The organism is Massilia sp. (assembly GCF_032106685.1).
Classification (GTDB): domain Bacteria; phylum Pseudomonadota; class Gammaproteobacteria; order Burkholderiales; family Burkholderiaceae_D; genus Telluria.
Window position 1 is genome coordinate 1 of record NZ_DAMCPG010000068.1, and the last position, 17,574, is coordinate 17,574.

At 66.3% G+C, this 17,574-nt stretch carries 19 protein-coding genes; 10 read left to right on the top strand and 9 right to left on the bottom strand.

Annotated elements, in window-relative coordinates:
• Positions 1–307 precede the first annotated feature (307 nt).
• Together RT688_RS22745 and RT688_RS22750 are read right to left on the bottom strand one after the other, a co-directional pair.
• Positions 308–1,858 (bottom strand): phospholipase D family protein, encoded by a 1,551-nt coding sequence (locus tag RT688_RS22745; protein WP_313707111.1) that lies wholly within the window; start codon positions 1,856–1,858, stop codon positions 308–310.
• Between the two features lies 1 nt (position 1,859).
• Complete coding sequence (locus tag RT688_RS22750) at positions 1,860–2,636, bottom strand: enoyl-CoA hydratase (RefSeq protein ID WP_313707112.1); 777 nt, start codon at positions 2,634–2,636, stop codon at positions 1,860–1,862.
• A gap of 90 nt (positions 2,637–2,726) precedes the next feature.
• Here RT688_RS22750 and RT688_RS22755 point away from each other — a divergent pair, with 90 nt between their 5' ends.
• The gene (locus RT688_RS22755; RefSeq protein WP_313707113.1) at positions 2,727–4,007 is read left to right on the top strand and encodes an MFS transporter; all 1,281 of its coding nucleotides are present in this window, start codon (positions 2,727–2,729) and stop codon (positions 4,005–4,007) included.
• A gap of 16 nt (positions 4,008–4,023) precedes the next feature.
• Here the strand turns inward: RT688_RS22755 and RT688_RS22760 are convergent, their stop codons facing one another.
• Positions 4,024–5,241, bottom strand: coding sequence for a murein transglycosylase A (locus tag RT688_RS22760; protein WP_313707114.1), 1,218 nt, complete (start codon positions 5,239–5,241; stop codon positions 4,024–4,026).
• Positions 5,242–5,252: 11 nt separating this feature from the next.
• On the opposite strand from RT688_RS22760, the gene RT688_RS22765 reads away from it, so the two are divergent.
• Positions 5,253–5,402, top strand: a complete 150-nt coding sequence (locus RT688_RS22765; protein WP_313707115.1) for a hypothetical protein — start codon at positions 5,253–5,255, stop codon at positions 5,400–5,402.
• On the opposite strand, the gene apaG is transcribed toward RT688_RS22765, so the two are convergent.
• On the bottom strand, positions 5,403–5,777 hold the full coding sequence (apaG, locus tag RT688_RS22770) for a Co2+/Mg2+ efflux protein ApaG (protein WP_313707116.1): 375 nt from the start codon (positions 5,775–5,777) through the stop codon (positions 5,403–5,405).
• A 169-nt stretch (positions 5,778–5,946) separates the two neighbouring features.
• Between apaG and rpe the strand changes: the two genes are divergently transcribed.
• From rpe to RT688_RS22805, 7 genes are all read left to right on the top strand, one after another.
• Complete coding sequence (rpe, locus tag RT688_RS22775) at positions 5,947–6,618, top strand: ribulose-phosphate 3-epimerase (protein WP_312549914.1); 672 nt, start codon at positions 5,947–5,949, stop codon at positions 6,616–6,618.
• Positions 6,619–6,620: 2 nt separating this feature from the next.
• A complete protein-coding gene (locus RT688_RS22780) occupies positions 6,621–7,313 on the top strand; it encodes a phosphoglycolate phosphatase (RefSeq protein WP_313707117.1) in 693 nt (230 codons plus the stop codon).
• Between the two features lie 205 nt (positions 7,314–7,518).
• On the top strand, positions 7,519–9,015 hold the full coding sequence (trpE, locus tag RT688_RS22785) for an anthranilate synthase component I (protein WP_313707118.1): 1,497 nt from the start codon (positions 7,519–7,521) through the stop codon (positions 9,013–9,015).
• Position 9,016: 1 nt separating this feature from the next.
• Positions 9,017–9,580: an aminodeoxychorismate/anthranilate synthase component II gene (locus RT688_RS22790; protein WP_313707119.1), complete on the top strand. Its 564-nt coding sequence runs from the start codon at positions 9,017–9,019 to the stop codon at positions 9,578–9,580.
• A 59-nt stretch (positions 9,581–9,639) separates the two neighbouring features.
• Positions 9,640–10,674 (top strand): anthranilate phosphoribosyltransferase, encoded by a 1,035-nt coding sequence (trpD, locus tag RT688_RS22795; RefSeq protein WP_313707120.1) that lies wholly within the window; start codon positions 9,640–9,642, stop codon positions 10,672–10,674.
• 1 nt (position 10,675) lies between these two features.
• Positions 10,676–11,476, top strand: coding sequence for an indole-3-glycerol phosphate synthase TrpC (gene trpC / locus RT688_RS22800; protein WP_313707121.1), 801 nt, complete (start codon positions 10,676–10,678; stop codon positions 11,474–11,476).
• A gap of 1 nt (position 11,477) precedes the next feature.
• On the top strand, positions 11,478–11,978 hold the full coding sequence (locus RT688_RS22805) for a hypothetical protein (protein WP_313707122.1): 501 nt from the start codon (positions 11,478–11,480) through the stop codon (positions 11,976–11,978).
• 381 nt (positions 11,979–12,359) lie between these two features.
• Here the strand turns inward: RT688_RS22805 and RT688_RS22810 are convergent, their stop codons facing one another.
• Genes RT688_RS22810 through RT688_RS22830 form a run of 5 tightly spaced genes read right to left on the bottom strand, consistent with a single transcriptional unit; the run spans position 12,360 to position 17,365 of the window.
• Positions 12,360–14,192 (bottom strand): M61 family metallopeptidase, encoded by a 1,833-nt coding sequence (locus tag RT688_RS22810; protein ID WP_313707123.1) that lies wholly within the window; start codon positions 14,190–14,192, stop codon positions 12,360–12,362.
• A gap of 57 nt (positions 14,193–14,249) precedes the next feature.
• Entirely contained in the window at positions 14,250–14,840 is a 591-nt protein-coding gene (locus RT688_RS22815) for a nucleotidyltransferase family protein (RefSeq protein ID WP_313707124.1), read from the bottom strand.
• A gap of 12 nt (positions 14,841–14,852) precedes the next feature.
• On the bottom strand, positions 14,853–15,311 hold the full coding sequence (locus RT688_RS22820; protein WP_313707125.1) for a 2Fe-2S iron-sulfur cluster-binding protein: 459 nt from the start codon (positions 15,309–15,311) through the stop codon (positions 14,853–14,855).
• 47 nt (positions 15,312–15,358) lie between these two features.
• The gene (locus RT688_RS22825) at positions 15,359–16,078 is read right to left on the bottom strand and encodes a DsbC family protein (protein ID WP_313707128.1); all 720 of its coding nucleotides are present in this window, start codon (positions 16,076–16,078) and stop codon (positions 15,359–15,361) included.
• A gap of 24 nt (positions 16,079–16,102) precedes the next feature.
• Positions 16,103–17,365: an FAD-dependent monooxygenase gene (locus RT688_RS22830; protein ID WP_313707126.1), complete on the bottom strand. Its 1,263-nt coding sequence runs from the start codon at positions 17,363–17,365 to the stop codon at positions 16,103–16,105.
• Between RT688_RS22830 and RT688_RS22835 the strand changes: the two genes are divergently transcribed.
• On the top strand, positions 17,364–17,574 hold a 211-nt coding region (locus RT688_RS22835; protein WP_313707127.1), incomplete at its 3' end, for a hypothetical protein. The genes RT688_RS22830 and RT688_RS22835 overlap by 2 nt on opposite strands.

The following is a 17,574-nucleotide window of genomic DNA, read 5'->3' on the forward strand; positions in this document are numbered from 1 at the left end:
CAGCTGGCACCTGCATCAAACGCCCACACTTATCGACTGTTAATTGTTAAAGAACTGTGGCTTCCGCCGAGGATTCTGTACTGCCTTGCTGCGCTTTGCGAATCGTTTTGTTCGTCAGCAGCAGAGAAGTGAGATTATGCAGTGTTTCGCGATGTTCGTCAACCCCTCGTTTGCTTCGCCGCAGTTTCCTGCGTTCGCTGTTGCCACATCAACTACTTGATTTCGTTGACGTTTTGCTTCAGCGCCGAAGCGGAGGCGAACTATAGCAAACCCTTGGGTGGTCGCGCAAGACCCTGTCGCGAACTATCTACAGCAGCCAGTCGATCGGCAAGAACGACAAGATCCTGACGCCGGCGCGCTTCCACACGCTCGTGCCCGGCTCTTCGTCGTAGCGCACCGTCTTGTCGCCGGAACGCTGCAGCCAGTACAGCTTGCCGTTCGCCTCCATGCGCACTTCGTAGGCGGTACCGGGAATGCTTTGGTCCAGCGTCTGGCCCAGCTGGCGTGCCAGCGCCGGGCTGTCGATGACGAATCCCATCTCGGTATTCAGGTCGATCGAGCGCCTGTCCATATTGAAGGAACCGACGAAGACGCTGCGCCCGTCCACGCCGATGGTCTTCGCATGCAGGCTCGATGCCGAGCTGCCGAAGCTGGCACGGCCGGTGTCGGGCAGTTCCGCGCCCCAGCTGCGGCGCAATTCATACAGGGAGACGCCGGCCTTGAGCAGGTCGTGACGCCACTTGGCGTAACCGGCATGCACCGCCGCGACGTCGGTCGCCTCCAGCGAATTGGTCAGGAGCCGCACCCGGGCTCCGCGGCGGGCGATGTCCTCCAGTACCTGGGCGGCCTCCTTGCTGGGAACGAAATACGGCGACACGAGATCGAGCTGCCGCTTCGGCTCGCCCAGCAGCTTGGCGAGGTGGACGGCCATATGCGTGTCCCGCCTGGCCTTGCCCAGCACCTTGGCCGGATCGTCGCTGACCAGGCGCGTCGTGCTCCATTCCAGCGCCAGGCGCCGCCGCACCAGCTGCTCGACGAAAGGCGAGGTGCGGATCGCCTCCAGGTAGCGCTGCGCCTCGGGCCGGCGGCTCAATGCGGCGGCACGCTGCGCCAGCGCGCCGGCCGGCTCGGCATCGGCAGGGTCGACCAGGGTGGCGACCGGGTAGGCCGAGGCACTGTTCCAGTAGCGATCGAAGTCCCGCGACACCTGCTGCACCACCGGCCCGACCGCCATCACGTCGAGGTCGACGAACAGCATGTCGCCGGCCACGCCGAAGTATTCGTCGCCGATATTGCGTCCGCCGACGATGCTGGCCTGGTTATCCGCCGTGAAGGACTTGTTGTGCATGCGCCGGTTCAGGCGGCTGAAGTCGGTCAGGTAGCCAATGCTGCGCCAGCGCCGGTTACCGAAAGGATTGAACAGCCGCACCTCGACATTCGGCTCGCGGGCAAAGGCGGCCAGCACGGGATCGAGCCCGGCGGTGTTGTTATCGTCGAGCAGGAGGCGGACGCGCACGCCGCGCGCCGCGGCGCTACGCAACGCGTCCAGCATCAGCGTGCCGGTGAGATCGTTGCGCCATATATAGTACTGGACGTCGAGGCTGCGCTCGGCGGCGCGGGCCAGCAAGACGCGCGCCGCGAACGCGTCGCGGCCGTCGGACAGGGGGTAGACCCCGGCCAGGCCGGGATGTTTGGCCGCCAGCGGCGCGATCGCCCGGCCCAGCGGCGTCGTTTCGGTGCCGGCCAGCGCCACGCTGGCGGTGCGCTGGCCGAGCGGCGGCAGCGAGGTGCAACCGTAGGTCGCCGCCGCCGTGGCGACCAGCGCCACCGCCCCTATCCGGACCGCCGGCGCGCGCATCCTACATGCCTTCGAAGTTCGCCTTGCGCTTCGCGAGGAAGGCCGACATGCCCTCTTTCTGCGCCGGCGTGCCGAAGGCGGCGTGGAAGAAACGGCGCTCGTAGCGCACGCCTTCGGTCAGCGTGGTTTCATACGCGCGGTTGACCGAGTCCTTGATCGCCATGGCGACCGACACCGGCATCTCGGCGATGGTATTGGCCACCGCCAGCGACTCTTCCATCAATTTCTCGGCCGGGAACACGCGCGACACCAGGCCGGTGCGCTCCGCCTCGGCCGCATCGATCATGCGCGCGGTGAGCAGCATGTCCATCGCCTTCGACTTGCCGATCGCACGCGGCAGGCGCTGGGTGCCGCCGGCGCCCGGAGTCACGCCGACCTTGATCTCCGGCTGGCCGAACCTGGCGCTGTCGGCGGCGATCAGGAAGTCGCACATCATCGCCAGTTCGCAGCCGCCGCCCAGGGCATAGCCGGCGACGACGCCGATCACCGGTTTGCGCACGTTGAGGATGTGCTCCCAGTTGCGGCCGATGTAGTTGCCCGGGTAGGTGTCGGCATAGGTGTAGTTCGCCATGGCGGCGATGTCGGCGCCGGCCGCGAATACCTTCTCGCTGCCGGTCAGGACGATGACGTTGACCGCTGGATCGGCGTCGAACTGGTACAGGGCGTGGCCCAGCTCGTTCATCATGTTGTCGTTCAGCGCATTCATCGCTTTCGGACGGTTCAGGCGGATGACAACCACCTTGCCGTGGTTTTCGATCAGCAGGTCTGCGTATTCCATGGGACACCCCTCTCAAGTTGACGGTATGGCCGCGATTGTAGCGCCTCTGCAGCCCAAAAAGGACGGTATCATTGCTCGTTCAGCAATATCTTGCGCGAGTTCATCATCAATACAGTACGCAACGTCCTGCAGGGCCTGCGCGGCGACGGGCTGCTGGCCAAGCCCGACTTTCGCCGCCTCTGGCTCAGCAGCGCGCTGACCCACTTCGGTGCGCAGATCACCCTGCTCGCACTGCCGATCTGCGCCGTCCTCCTGATGCATGCGACCCCAAGCCAGATGGGCATCCTGGCCGCGCTCGAATCCCTGCCCTTCCTGCTGTTCGGGCTGCCGTCGGGCGTGCTGCTCGACCGCTGCCGCCGCCTGCCGATCATGATGTGCAGCGACGCAATGGTGGCGACCGCGCTGGCCAGCGTGCCCCTGGCCTGGTGGTTCGATGTCCTCTCGATCCACTGGCTGTACGCCGTCGGCTTCGTCCTCGGCACCGGCTACACGGTGGGAGGCAGCGCCGAGCAGGTCTTCCTGACCTTCGTCGTCGGACGCGAAGGGTTGGTCGACGCCCAGGCGAAATTCGCCTCGACCGAGTCGGCGGCGCGCCTGGTCGGCCCCGGCATGGCGGGCGGCCTGGTGCAACTGCTGGGGGCGCCGTTCGCCATCCTGTGCACGGTCGGCGGCTTCGCGGTCTCGCTGTCGAACCTGCGCCGCATCCGGGCACGCGAACCCCAGCCGCCGCGCTCGAACACCCATCCGCTGCACGAGATCCGCGAAGGCCTGGCTTTCGTGTGGAACCACCGCCTGCTGCGCACCCTGGCCTGGACTTCCGCTTTCTGGCACCTGCTCTTCTATGGCTACATGGCCCTGCACGTGCTGTTCGCCACGCGGGTACTCGGCATGACGCCGGGCGTGATGGGCACGGCGCAGATGCTGGGCGGCGTCGGCATCCTGGCCGGCTCGCTGCTGGTCAAGCCGCTGTCGACGCATTACGGCACCGGCCGCGCGATCCTGGCCGGCCTGTGCGTCTCGGCGCTCGGTTTCGCCCTGATGCCGGCGATTCCCGTGCAACTGCTGGGCAGCGCGAATCTCAGTGCCATCGCCTACGGCCTGGTGGTGTTCCTGCTCGACTGCGGCGCGACCCTGTTCTTCGTGCCCTACATTGCCCTGCGCCAGCGGGTCACGCCCGACGCCGTGCTGGGAAGGATGGTGGCGACCATGCGCTCGCTGACGGTGGCCATGGCGCCGCTGGGCGCGTTGCTGGCCGGGGCGCTGGCCGAGCGTTTCGGCGTGCGGACCGCGCTGGTGTGCGTGGCGCTGGGAGCGCTCAGCCTGGCAGCGAGCGCCGTGGCGGGCACCCGGCTGCGCGGCGTGAACGATTAGCGCCGGTGTGCGACGCCTATTTCGGCAGCAGCACCCACACCGACCCGCTCTGCTTCATGCGCCCCGCATGGTCCGCCGCATCGCCGCCGAAACCGAAGAAGAAATCCGCCCGCACCGGACCGCGGATCGCGCCGCCGGTATCCTGCGCCAGCATCAGGCGCTGCACCGGTGCGCCGTCGGCCGGATGGGTCGTCGACAGGAACAGCGGCGCGCCCAGCGGCACGAACGCGGGATCGACCGCCACCGAGCGGGCCGGGCTCAGGGGCACGCCGAGCGCGCCTTTCGGGCCGACCGAGGGATCGGGCAGCCGCTCCTCCCTGAAGAAGATGTAGCTGGGGTTCACGTTCAGGAGTTCCTGGCGGCGCGCAGGATTGGCCGCGATCCAGGCCTTGATGCTCTGCGCCGAGACGCCGTCGGCCGGCAATTCGCCCTGCTCCACCAGCCAGCGCCCGATCACTTTATAGGGGTGGCCGTTCTGGTCGGCAAACGCGATGCGCACGGTCTCGCCGGTCTCGTCGATGCGTACGCGTCCCGAGCCCTGCACCTCGAGGAAGAAGGCCTCGACCGGATCGTCGACCCAGACCAGCTCCTTGCCGCTCAGGGGCGCGCGCTCGATCTCGGCGCGGGTCGAATACGGCACCACGGTCTTGCCGACCAGGCGTCCGCGCAGGCGCATGTTCTTCAGGCTCGGATAGACGCCCGCCAGGTCGACCGTGACCAGGTCCTCAGGCACGCGGTAGAGCGGGGTCTGGAAGGCGCCGCCGCGCTTGCGCGAACCGCGCAGCATCGGCTCGTAGTAGCCGGTGATCAGGCCCGTGTCGGAGCCGTCGGGCGCGCGCATCTGGTTCGGCACGAAATACGCCTCGAAGTAACGGCGGATCGCCTTGCCGTCCTGCGCATCGACGCCGCCGGCGGCGCCGCAGGGCGTCTTCCACTCGGCCTTTTTGACCAGCACGCGGCAGGAGGCCAGGAAGGCCGGCCAGGCCTGGCGCAGGTCGTCTTGCTGCCAGCCGGGCAGCGCGTCGAAGCTCACCGGGGTCATCGGCGGCACTAGTGGCGCCGGCGCAGGCGCGGGAACGGCGACCGGGCCGACCGGCGGCGGCATCACGACATCAGGCTGCTGGGATGGCTGCGGCTGCGGCGCCTGGGGCGGCGTGCCGCAGGCGGTCAGCAGGAGCGGCAGCAAAGCGACGAGGGCGACGGAAGCGGGTACACTGCGGCGTATCGATTGCATAAGGACTGTCTATGTGGATCTTGATGCTGGAAGCGGGCGTGGCCTTGTTCCTGCTCGTGTTTATCGTCTGGTGGACCATGTTCTCGGGCCGGCCGGAAGAGCGCAAGCGCCCGCTGCGCGAAGAACGCAGCGACCCGGCCAAGCCCGACGCCGACGCCTGATCAGTGCAGGCTGCGCGGCAGCGACAGCACGAATTCCGGAATCGTCACCTCGAAGCGGTGAGCGTCCTCGGCCACGCAGAAGTATTCGCCGCGCATCGAGCCCTGCGGGGTAGCGAGCTGGGTGCCGCTGGTGTATTCGAACTGCTCGCCGGGCTTCAGCAGCGGCTGGTGCCCGACCACGCCCAGGCCCTTCACCTCCTGCACCCGGTTGTTGGCGTCGGTGATCACCCAGTGGCGCGAGATCAGCTGGGCCGGCACGCTGCCGGTATTGCGTATCGTGATCGTATAGGAAAACACATAGTTGTCGCGCTCCGGATTGGATTGCTCCGGCAGGTGCTGGGTCCGGACGGTGACGGTGAAATCGTAGGCGGACATAGGCTTTCCTCTTCTGGTTATTAGTTGCCTGCGCGAATGTAATGGCCCGGCGCCGGCCGGGCATGCGCAAAACGACCATCATACCGTGCCCAAAAAAAGCCCGTTCGCCCAAGCCGCATCAAGCTCGGCGTAAAATAGCCGGATTCTTGACCACCTCTCCGTCACCGCAATGACCACCTACCGCATCGCTCCCAGCATCCTGTCCGCCGATTTCGCCCGCCTGGGCGAGGAAGTCCGCAACGTCGTCGACGCCGGCGCCGACATCATCCACTTCGACGTGATGGACAACCATTACGTGCCGAACCTGACGATCGGCCCGCTGGTCTGCCAGGCGATCCGCCCGCACGTGCAGGTGCCGATCGACGTGCACCTGATGGTGAAACCGGTCGACCGCATCATCCCCGACTTCGCCAAAGCCGGCGCCAACATCATCACCTTCCACCCGGAAGCGTCGGAGCACATCGACCGCACCCTGCAGCTGATCCGCGACCACGGCTGCAAGGCCGGCCTGGTGTTTAACCCGGCCACCCCGATGCACTACCTGGAACACGTGATGGACAAGATCGACATGATCCTCATCATGTCGGTGAACCCGGGCTTCGGCGGCCAGTCCTTCATTCCGGAAGCGCTCAAGAAGATCGCGATCGCGCGCCGCATGATCGACGAATCGGGCCGCGACATCATGCTCGAGGTCGACGGCGGCATCAAGGCCGAGAACATCGCCGCCGCCGCCGCCGCGGGCGCCGACACCTTCGTTGCCGGCTCGGCCATCTTCGGCAAGCCCGACTACAAGGCCGTGATCGACGCCATGCGCGCCGAGCTGGCCACGGTCGGGAAGTAAGCGTGCAGCCCGGCGCCGCAGTCATCAAGGCTGCCATCATCGACCTGGACGGCACCATGCTCGACACGGTGCCGGATTTCGAACTGGCCCTGAACGGCATGCGCGCCGAGTTCGATCTCGCCCCGATCACCCAGGACATCATCAAGCCGATGGTCGGCAAGGGCTCGGAAAAGCTGATCCGCGACGTGCTCGCGCTCGACTTCGACGCTGCCCGCATCGACGCCGTGTATGACGAGGCGATGGCCGCCTACCAGCGCCATTACCTCGCCATCAACGGAGAAAAGAGCGTCCTGTTCGACGGCGTCATCGAGGGTTTGACGGCGCTGCGCGAGCTGGGCCTGCGCCTGGCCTGCGTGACCAACAAGCCGATTTCCTTCACCACGCCGCTGCTGGCGCAGAAGGGACTGGCGCCCTTCTTCGAGCTGGTCTACGGCGGCGATTCGCTGCCGAGGAAGAAGCCCGATCCGCTGCCGCTGCTGCAGGTGTGCAGCGACTTCGACCTGGCGCCGCAGCAGGTGGTGGCGATCGGCGACTCCTCGAACGACGCCGAAGCGGCGCGCGCCGCGCGTTGCCATGTGCTCACAGTGCCATATGGATATAACCACGGAAGGCCTGTGCAAGAGATCGATTCCGATGGTATAGTTAATTCGCTACTCGATGCGGCGACCCTGATTCGTGCGCATAACGGCGTCTAAATTAACTTATCTATACATGTTCTTCACCAAAAAACACACTGTCAACCAGACCGGCGCCCTTGAGGCCTGGCTGTGGCGACGCTGGCAATCCTGGGCTAACTAACCCGTATTGATTGCTGCCGGCGGCATTCGCGCATCCGGCAGGTTTTTTGGAACACCAACGCCGCCCTCCCCTACCTCGATAGCTGGCGGCCCGGAGAAGAACATGACCGAACTCGAATTCAAATCGCTGGCCAACCAGGGCTACAACCGCATTCCGCTGATCGCCGAGGCATTCGCCGATCTCGAGACGCCGCTGTCGCTCTACCTGAAGCTGGCGCAGTCGCAGGACACCGGCAAGAACACCTTCCTGCTCGAATCGGTCGTCGGCGGCGAGCGCTTCGGCCGCTATTCCTTCATCGGCCTGCCGGCGAAGACCCTGCTGCGTAGCAGCGGCATTCGCACCGAGGTCGTCACCAACGGCAGCGTGGTCGAGACCCACGAGGGCAATCCCCTCGAATTCATCGAACAGTTCCAGGCGCGCTTCAAGGTCGCGCTGCGCCCCGGCATGCCGCGCTTCTGCGGCGGCCTGGCCGGCTACTTCGGCTACGACACGGTGCGCCACATCGAGCGCAAGCTGGCTGGCCAGGCGCCGAAGGACGATCTCGGCCTGCCCGACATCCAGCTGCTGGTGACCGAGGAACTGGCCGTCATCGACAACCTCTCGGGCAAGCTCTACCTGATCGTCTACGCCGACCCGTCGCAGCCGGAAGCGTTTACCAAAGCGCGCCAGCGCCTGAAGGAGCTGCGCGTCATGCTGCGCCGGAGCGTCGACGTGCCGGTCACCACCGGCTCGGTGCGCACCGAGGCCGTGCGCGACTTTTCCAAGGAAGACTACCTGGCGGCGGTGGCGAAGGCCCACGAATACGTGATGGCCGGCGACCTGATGCAGGTGCAGATCGGCCAGCGCATCCGCAAGCCTTACGTCGATTCGCCGCTGTCGCTGTACCGTTCGCTGCGCTCGCTGAACCCGTCGCCCTACATGTACTACTACAACTTCGGCGACATGCAGATCGTGGGCGCCTCGCCGGAGATCCTGGTCAGGAACGAAACCTCGCCAACCGGCGAACGCAAGGTCACGCTGCGCCCGATCGCCGGCACCCGCCCGCGCGGCGCGACGCCGGAACGCGACGCCGAACTGGCGGTCGAACTGCTTGGCGACCCGAAGGAAATCGCTGAACACGTGATGCTGATCGACCTGGCGCGCAACGACATCGGCCGCATCGCCGAGACCGGCAGCGTGAAGGTGACGGACCGCATGGTCATCGAAAAATACTCGCACGTGCAGCACATCGTCTCGAACGTCGAAGGCAGGCTCAAGGAAGGCATGTCCAACCTCGACGTGCTGCGCGCCACCTTCCCGGCCGGCACCCTCACCGGTGCGCCGAAGGTGCGTGCGATGGAAATCATCGACGAACTCGAGCCGGTCAAGCGCGGCATCTATGGCGGCGCCTGCGGTTACCTCTCCTTTGGCGGCGAGATGGACGTGGCGATCGCGATCCGCACCGGCGTGATCAAGGACGGCAACCTGTACGTGCAGGCCGCGGCCGGCATCGTGGCCGATTCGATCCCCGAGTTGGAATGGCAGGAAACCGAAAACAAGGCGCGCGCCGTGCTGCGCGCGGCCGAACAGGTCCAGGACGGACTGGATGGGGAGTTCTGACATGCTGCTCATGATCGACAACTACGATTCCTTCACCTACAACATCGTCCAGTATTTCGGCGAACTGGGTGAAGAAGTGCGCACCGTACGCAACGACGAAGTCACGATCGACGACATCGCCGCGATGCGGCCGGACCGCATCTGCATCTCGCCGGGCCCGAAGGCCCCGGTCGACGCCGGCGTGTCGGTCGACGTGATCAAGCAGTTCAAGGGCAAGCTGCCGATCCTCGGCGTCTGCCTGGGCCACCAGGCCATCGGCGAAGCGTTCGGCGGCAAGATCGTGCGCGCCAAGCAGGTCATGCACGGCAAGACCTCGCTGGTGGCCCACACCGGCGTCGGCGTGTTCAAGGGTATTCCCAGTCCCTTCACCGTGATCCGCTACCACTCACTGGCGATCGAGCGCGCGACGCTCCCCGACTGCCTCGAAGTGACGGCCTGGACCGACGACGGCGAGATCATGGGCGTGCGCCACAAGGAATACGACATCGAGGGCGTGCAGTTCCATCCCGAGTCGATCCTGTCCGAGCACGGCCACGCGCTGCTGAAGAACTTCCTCGAGCGCTGATTCGCCTCTTCCCGCGCCGCGTCCTGTCGGCGCGGCGCCCACACACATTAGGAACGCCCATGCCGATCACACCTCAAGAGGCGCTGCTGCGCTGTATCGAACACCGCGAGATCTTCCACGACGAGATGCTGCACCTGTTCCGCCAGATCATGTCGGGCGAGATGTCGCCGACCATGGTCGCGGCGCTGACCATGGGCCTGCGCGTGAAAAAGGAAACCATCGGCGAGATCACCGCCGCCGCGCAAGTCATGCGCGAGTTCTCGACCAAGGTGCCGATGGCCGACACCACCAACCTGCTCGACATCGTCGGCACCGGCGGCGACGGCGCCAACACCTTCAATATCTCCAGCGCCTCGATGTTCGTGGCGGCGGCGGCCGGCGCGCGCGTGGCCAAGCACGGCGGGCGCAGCGTCTCGTCGTCCTCGGGCAGCGCCGACCTGATCGAATCGCTCGGCGCCGAGATCGACCTCAAACCCGAGCAGATCGCCCAGTCGATCGCCCAGACCGGCATCGGCTTCATGTTCGCGCCGAACCACCACGCCGCCATGAAGCACGTGGCGCCGGTGCGCCGCGAGCTGGGCGTGCGCAGCATCTTCAACATCCTCGGGCCGCTGACCAATCCGGCCGGCGCGCCGAACATTCTGATGGGCGTGTTCCACCCCGACCTGGTCGGCATCCAGGTGCGCGTGCTGCAGCGCCTGGGCGCCCAGCATGCGCTGGTGGTCTGGGGCCGCGACAACATGGACGAAGTCTCGCTCGGCGCCGGCACCCTGGTCGGCGAACTGGTCGACGGCGAGATCCGCGAGTACGAGATCCATCCCGAGGACTTCGGCCTGCAAATGATCTCGAGCCGCAACCTGAAGGTGGCGAACACCGCCGAGTCCAAGGCCCGCGTGATGGAAGCCCTGCGCGGCGAGCCCGGTCCGGCCCACGACATCGTGGCCCTGAATGCCGGCACCGCGCTGTACGCGGCCGGCGTCGTCGCCTCGATCGAGGAAGGCCTGGCCAAGGCGCGCGCCGCCATCGCCTCGGGCGCGGCCCTGGCCAAGCTCGAGCAATTCGTCACCATCACGCGCCAGCTGGGCGCCCGCTGACATGTCCGACATCCTGAATAAAATCCTGGCCGTGAAGGCCGACGAAGTGGCCGCCGCACGCAAGCACCGCGACCTGGCCAGCCTGCGCCGCGACGTCGAGAGCGACGCCGCACTGCGCGCCGATATCCGCGGCTTCGAAGCGAGCCTGCGCAGGAACATCGCGGCGGGCCGCGCCGGCGTGATCGCCGAAGTGAAAAAGGCCTCGCCCTCGAAGGGGGTGCTGCGGCCCGACTTCCGTCCCGCCGACATCGCGCAAAGCTATGCCGCCGCCGGCGCCTCCTGCCTGTCGGTGCTGACCGACGTCCAGTTCTTCCAGGGCCATGCCGACTACCTGCGCGAGGCGCGCGCCGCGTGCGAGCTGCCGGTGATCCGCAAGGACTTTATCGTCGACATGTACCAGGTGTACGAAGCGCGCGCGATGGGCGCCGACGCCATCCTCCTGATCGTCTCGGCGCTCGACCATGGCCTGATGGCCGAACTGGAAGCCTGTGCGCAGGAACTCGGCATGGACGTGCTGGTCGAAGTACATGACGGTGATGAGTTGACCGCGGCGCTGCGCTTGAAGACGCGCCTGGTCGGCATCAACAACCGCAACCTGCGCACGTTTGCGACCTCGCTCGACACGACCATCGGCCTCTTGCCGCGCATTCCGGCGGAACGCCTGGTGGTTACCGAGTCGGGTATCGCGGTGCGCGCGGACGTGGAGCGCATGCGCGCGGCAAACGTGCATGCCTTCCTGGTGGGCGAAGCCTTCATGCGTGCTTCCAGCCCGGGTGACGAACTGCGACGATTATTCGACTAACATGAAACCTTCCATCCGCATCAGGGCCGCTCTCCTCCTTCTACTACTGGCAGCCCTGGGCGGATGCGGCACGGCCCCGCCCGACGCTTCCACGGACGAACGCATCGTCCCGATCATTTCCGCCAGCCCTCCCGCCCCCACCGAAGCCCCGGTGCCGCCGCCTTCGCGCACCCTCGACGCCTACAAGGTGGAAGTGGCGCAGCACGTCATGCGCCAGAACCTCGACCAGACCTTCAGCGGCCGCCTGCCGCCGATACTGCCGGCCATCGTGGTGCTGAACATCACCGTGCGCGACGACGGGGAGGTCGAGGATGTGGAAGTGCAGCGCTCGCGCAACGACAACGCCTCGCGCGTGGCCGTGGCCTCGATGCGGCGCAGCGGAAAGCTGCCGAAGCCGGCGAACCTGCTGGCGGGGAATCTGCGCCGGCTGACGTTTTCGGAGACATTCCTGTTCGATCACCAATACCGGTTTCAGTTGAGGAGTCTTGCCGGACCGCAGTAGATGTTGGTAGGGTGGGCGCGGCCGGCGTAGGCACCTGTGCCCACGCGGTACGGCGTCTGCATAACGACTGCTTCGCTTCATCTACGACCGTCGGGAATTCCGCCGACCGCGCCACACGGCATATCGACTACGGATGAGAGACACGTAGGGTGGGCACTCCGTGCCCACGCGGTGCACGGCCTGCATGGTGGCTACGCTACATCATCTACGGGCAAATGAATTGCCATCGGCCGTGCTCCTTGGCATACCGAATGCGGATGCGTTTCGGGTATATTTTTTTCGTGCCGTGGCAGACCCAATCGATTCTTGCAAATGCCGCCGATACGACGCATACGTTTGGTGGGCACGGGGTGCCCACCCTACGGTCGTTCGCGACTTCGACTACACCGCGCTCGGCCGCGCGATCGTCCCGGCCTTGCGCACGCCGGCCACCGCCGACAGCGTGATGCCCGGCACCCGGTCGCCCTGCAGCGTGACGTCAAAGCGCATCAGCTCGTCGCGGCGGAAGGCGTGCACGGTCACCTTGTCGCCGACGCGGTAGCGCGACAGCAGGGCCTCGACGTTCGACGGATTGCCGTTCACGCGCAGGCCGTCGATGGCGATGACGACGTCCAGCGCCGACAGGCCGGCCTGGTGCGCCGCGCCGCCTTCGTGCACCTGGGTCAGCTTGGCGCCCAGCGGGTCGCGGCCGATGCCGGCGTCCAGCGAGGGCTTGCCGCTCTTGCGCTCGTCGACCAGTTTGACGCCCAGCGGCGCGTACAGCTTGGCCAGCGGGATGTCCTCGGTGCCGCGCACATATTTGTCGAACAGATTGCGCAGCTTGACGCCGCTGACCTCGTCGAACAGCGCCTCGACCTCAAGCTCGGTGACGCCGCGGCCCGCGCCCGCGTAGAAGTCGCGGCCGTAGCGTGCCCACAACGCCAGCATGACGTCGTCCAGCGACTTGGCGCCGCCGGTCTTGGCGCGGATCGTCAAATCGAAAGCCAGCGCGATCAGCGAGCCCTTGGTGTAGTAGCTGATGATCGCGTTCGGCGAGTTCTCGTCCTGGCGGTAATACTTGCTCCAGGCGTCGAAGCTGGAATCGGCCACGCTCTGCTTGGTGCGGCCGCTGCCGCGCAGCACGCTGGCGATGGTTTTACCCAGCAGCTTGAAGTAGGTCGGTTCGCCGATGATGCCGGCGCGCACCAGCATCAGGTCGTCGTAGTAGCTGGTGAAGCCTTCGAACAGCCACAAGAGCGGCGTGTAGTTTTCGACTTGCAAGTCGTAGGGCGCGAACACCGCCGGCTTGATGCGCTTGACGTTCCAGGTGTGGAAGTACTCGTGGCTGCACAGGCCCAGGAATTTCAGGTAGCCCTCGCTGGGCTCGCCGACTTTCGGCCCGCCGATGCTCGGCAGGTCGGCGCGCGCGCAGATCAGCGCGGTCGAGGCGCGGTGCTCGAGGCCGCCGTAGCCGTCGCCCACCGCCATCGTCATGAAGACGTAGCGGTCCATCGGCGCTTTCTTCGTGCCCGGCTCGAAGAAGGCGATCTGGGTTTCGCAGATGGCCTTCAGGTCGGCCTGCAGGCGCGCCATGTCCAGGTTCGGCACGCGGCCGGTGACCACGATGTCGTGCGGGATGCCCTGCGCCTTGAAGCTCGCCAGCGCGAAGTCGCCCATCTCGACCGGGTGGTCGATCAGCTCGTCGTAGTCGCCCGCCACATAGGTGCCGAAGCCATAGCGCTTGGCGCCCAGTTCCTTCATCGCGGTGGCGACGCGCCAGGTCTTGGCGGCCGGATCGCCTGGCCGCTGGATGTCGACCTGGTGCGGCGTGGCCTCCTGGCCGACCGCGCGCAGGAAGACGCTGGTGCCGTTGAAGAAGCCGTGGGTCTGGTCCAGGTGGGCGGCGCGCACCGACAGGTCCCAGGCATAGACGTCGTAGTGCAGGGTCAGCGGGCCGTCGACGGGCGCCGCCTGCCAGGAATGCTTGTCGAGCTTGGCCAGGGCGACGGCGGCGCCGTTCGATTCGGCGCGGATGCGCACGATGTTGCGCGCGAACTCGCGGATCATGTAGCTGCCCGGGATCCACGCCGGCAGTGCGAACACCTGGCCGTCGGCGGCGGGCGCCGGCACCGTCACGGTGACGTTGAAGAGGTGGCCCGCCAGGTCCTTGGGAACGATGGTGTAGGCGATGGCGGGCTGCTTGACGTGCTGCTTTCGTTGGGCTGGTTTTTTCATGAGGACGAAGGAAGTCTTGCCGATCTCTTTAGTGTAAACGATTCGGCAGCGCCAACCTCAATCCGTGCTTCCCTGCAGGTCGGCCGGCGTGTCGATGTCGCGCAGGATACCCGGGTCCTCGACCGCGACTTCCGCGACCTGGGCCGACTTCAGCAGCCCGCGCGCGCCGTGCTCCCCTTCCAGCGCCAGCAGGGCTGGCAGGTGGATGGCGCCGAAGGCCACCGGATTGCCGCGCCGTCCTCCATGCACCGGCGCGGCGATCCCCGCGCCGGCGGCGAGCGCATCGAGCAGCGCGCGCAGCGTCGGCGGCGCCACGAAGGGCATGTCGCCCAGCGCCACCAGCCAGGCGTCGGCCTCGCCGCCAGTCAGCGAGTGGCGAAGGGCATGGACCAGTGACGCGGCCATGCCGCTGTCGGCCTCAAGGCAGGTGGTGACCTCGGCGCCGAGCGCGCGCAGCGCATCGGCCACGCCGCCATCGCCTGGTGGCACCACCGCGATCACGCGCGGAAGGACGGCAAGCAGCGCACGCGCGCTGGCGACCACCACCGGCTCGCCACCGGGCAGCGCCTGCAGCAGCTTGTTGCGTTCGCCGGAGGGATCGAAGCGCCGGCCCCTGCCCGCGGCCAGCAGGATGCCGACAGGGTGCATGACGTCAGGAAATCAGGCCAGCGACTTCGCGGCGTCCTTGATGGCCGCGCGGATCCGCTGGTAGGTGCCGCAGCGGCAGATGTTGCCGCTCATGGCGTTGTCGATGTCGGCGTCGCTCGGCGCCTTGTTGGTGCGCAGCAGCGCGGTGGCGCTCATCACCTGCCCGCTCTGGCAATAGCCGCACTGCGGCACGTCGTGGGCGATCCAGGCGGTTTGCACGGCCTTGCCGACCGGGTCCTGGGCGATGGCTTCGATGGTCGTGATCTGTTGCCCGACGGCGGAGGCGATCGGCGTGACGCAGGCGCGGATCGGATCGCCGTTCAGGTGCACGGTGCAGGCGCCGCACAGGGCGGCGCCGCAGCCGAACTTGGTGCCGGTCATGTCCAGGTTGTCGCGCAGGGCCCACAGGATGGGCGTGGACGGATCGGCATCGATCTCGGTGTCGCGTCCGTTGATGTTGAGTTGAACCATTCGTTGCACAACCTATAAACTTATGTTTGACTAAAAAAAACAATTGTTTAATTGATCGACTGCAGCTTCGCTTCCAGCGTCTTCAGGTCGACCGCGCCCGGGATGCGGGTGCCGTCGGTGAAGAAAATGGCCGGCGTGCCCTGGATGTTCAGCTTGTGGCCGAGTTCCACGACCTTGTCGTTCGGGGTTTCGCAGCTGCTCGGCGCGGCCGGCGGCACCTTGCCGTTGATCATCCAGTCATCCCAGGCCTTCACGCGGTTCGGCGCGCACCAGATGTTCTTCGACTTCTCGAACGAATCCGGCGACAGGATGTTGTACATGAAGGTGTAGACGGTGACGTTGTCCAGGTCCTTCAGCGTGGTCTGGCGCAGGCGCTTGCAGTAGCCGCAGTTCGGGTCTTCGAACACGGCGATCACGCGCTTGCCGTCGCCCTTTACCTGCTTCAATGCCATGTTCAGCGGCAGGTCGGAGAACTTGATCTTGTTCAGGTCGTCCATGCGCTCGCGCGTCAGGTTGCGCGTGGTCTTGGCGTCGTACACCTGGCCGATGAACAGGTACTCGCCTTTCTTGTCGGTGTACAGGATGTCGGTGCCGACGCGCAGCTCGTACATGCCGCTGTAGGGGGTTTCCTTGATCGATTCGATCTTGGCGCCGCCCAGGCGCGGCTCGATGTTCTTGCGGATGTTGGCCTCGACCGTATTCTGGGCGTCGACACAACCCGCGATCAGGCCCATCGCCAGCAACACGGCGATCTTGGTTTTTAACATCACTCTGGTTTTCCTTAAGAAGATTTACTTACCGATGGCATGCGCCATCAGGCGCCGCTTTACGAAGGGCAACTTGTCGAGCAAGTTTAATCCCAAATTGCGCACCACGCGCACGGGTTCGAGGTTGGCGCCGAACAAACGCTCCAGGCCATCGGTGGCCAGTTGCATCAGGAGCACGTCTTCCTTGCGCGCACGAGCGTAGCGCGCCAACACCCGCTCGTCGCCGATGGCCCGGTGCTCCTCGCGCTCGGCCACCACGCGCAGCAGGTCGACCACGTCGCCGAAGCCCAGGTTCATGCCGTGGCCGGCCAGCGGATGCACCGCGTGGGCGGCGTCGCCGACCAGGGCCACGTGCGGCGCGACCAGCGCGTGCGGACGCACCAGCGCCAGCGGCACGGCCTTGACCAGCTCCGGCTGCAGCGGTTTCAGCGCGCCGAGCGGCTCGTCGGCGTATTCGCCCAGACGGATCGCCAGCTCGCCGAGCGACTCGTCCATCAGGGTCGCGGCCAGGGTTTCCGGCGCCGACCAGACCAGCGAGACGCGGTTGCCCGGCAGCGGCAGCAGCGCGACGATGCCGTCGGCGCAGGTGAACCACTGGTGGGCCACGCCATGGTGCGGCTTTTCGCAGGCAAAATTGGTGACGATCGCGCGCTGGTGGTAAGAGCGGTAGTCGACACCGATGTCGCACTGCCCGCGCACCCAGGAATCGCGCCCGTCGGCGCCGACCACCAGCCTGGCGTCGAGCTTGCGGCCGTCTTCCAGCTCCACCTGCGCGCCTTCCGGGCCGCAGGTCAGGCGGCAGGCGCAGCCGCTGACGATGTTCACGTTGTGCGCGAATTTCAGGGCGGCGTCGAGCGCGTTGTTCAGGTTGCTGTCCTCGACGATCCAGGCCAGCGTGCCGGTATGGGCGCCGAAGGCGTCGAAGCCGAGCGAGCCGCCGTTCTCGCCGTCGCCATTGACCGCCATCGCATCGACCGGCGCCACGCGCGCCTGGTCGAGCGCGCCCCAGACCTTCAGCGAGGCCAGCAGGTTGTGCGCGGTGTGGTTCAGGGCATAGACGCGCACGTCCCAGGGACGCTCGGCCGTGGAGGTGGCGGTCTGCAGCTCTTCTCCCCCGGAGCGCGCCGCCGGCACCAGCAGGGTGACGCTGTGGCCGGCCTGGGCGAAGCCGAGGGCCGCGGTCTTGGCGATGGCGCCGTTGCCGACGATGCAGACATCGCTGCGGCAATCGTCGCCGCGCGCGCCATGGCTGCGGGACTGTGCGGTGGAGGAATGAGGTGTCGTCATGTCAACCATTATAGCGGCATGTCACCGTTCCACCTGGACTGCCGCCTATGGTGCCGCACCACTGTGCCGCACTACCGTGCCGCAATTCGCTGCCGAAAGAAAGTTGCAAGTGGGACTTGCAGAGCCGGAAAGCGCTGGCTATAATCATGCCTCTCTTGGCCTGGTAGCTCAGTTGGTAGAGCAGAGGATTGAAAATCCTTGTGTCGGTG

Coding starts and splice junctions, on each gene's coding strand:
- RT688_RS22830 (WP_313707126.1), bottom strand. CDS start 17,365: ATGACGACACCTCATTCCTCCACCGCACAGTCCCGCAGCCATGGCGCG.
- RT688_RS22820 (WP_313707125.1), bottom strand. CDS start 15,311: ATGGTTCAACTCAACATCAACGGACGCGACACCGAGATCGATGCCGAT.
- rpe (WP_312549914.1), top strand. CDS start 5,947: ATGACCACCTACCGCATCGCTCCCAGCATCCTGTCCGCCGATTTCGCC.
- RT688_RS22805 (WP_313707122.1), top strand. CDS start 11,478: ATGAAACCTTCCATCCGCATCAGGGCCGCTCTCCTCCTTCTACTACTG.
- RT688_RS22815 (WP_313707124.1), bottom strand. CDS start 14,840: ATGCACCCTGTCGGCATCCTGCTGGCCGCGGGCAGGGGCCGGCGCTTC.
- trpE (WP_313707118.1), top strand. CDS start 7,519: ATGACCGAACTCGAATTCAAATCGCTGGCCAACCAGGGCTACAACCGC.
- apaG (WP_313707116.1), bottom strand. CDS start 5,777: ATGTCCGCCTACGATTTCACCGTCACCGTCCGGACCCAGCACCTGCCG.
- trpC (WP_313707121.1), top strand. CDS start 10,676: ATGTCCGACATCCTGAATAAAATCCTGGCCGTGAAGGCCGACGAAGTG.
- RT688_RS22825 (WP_313707128.1), bottom strand. CDS start 16,078: ATGTTAAAAACCAAGATCGCCGTGTTGCTGGCGATGGGCCTGATCGCG.
- RT688_RS22760 (WP_313707114.1), bottom strand. CDS start 5,241: ATGCAATCGATACGCCGCAGTGTACCCGCTTCCGTCGCCCTCGTCGCT.
- RT688_RS22765 (WP_313707115.1), top strand. CDS start 5,253: ATGTGGATCTTGATGCTGGAAGCGGGCGTGGCCTTGTTCCTGCTCGTG.
- RT688_RS22810 (WP_313707123.1), bottom strand. CDS start 14,192: ATGAAAAAACCAGCCCAACGAAAGCAGCACGTCAAGCAGCCCGCCATC.
- RT688_RS22750 (WP_313707112.1), bottom strand. CDS start 2,636: ATGGAATACGCAGACCTGCTGATCGAAAACCACGGCAAGGTGGTTGTC.
- RT688_RS22745 (WP_313707111.1), bottom strand. CDS start 1,858: ATGCGCGCGCCGGCGGTCCGGATAGGGGCGGTGGCGCTGGTCGCCACG.
- RT688_RS22790 (WP_313707119.1), top strand. CDS start 9,017: ATGCTGCTCATGATCGACAACTACGATTCCTTCACCTACAACATCGTC.
- trpD (WP_313707120.1), top strand. CDS start 9,640: ATGCCGATCACACCTCAAGAGGCGCTGCTGCGCTGTATCGAACACCGC.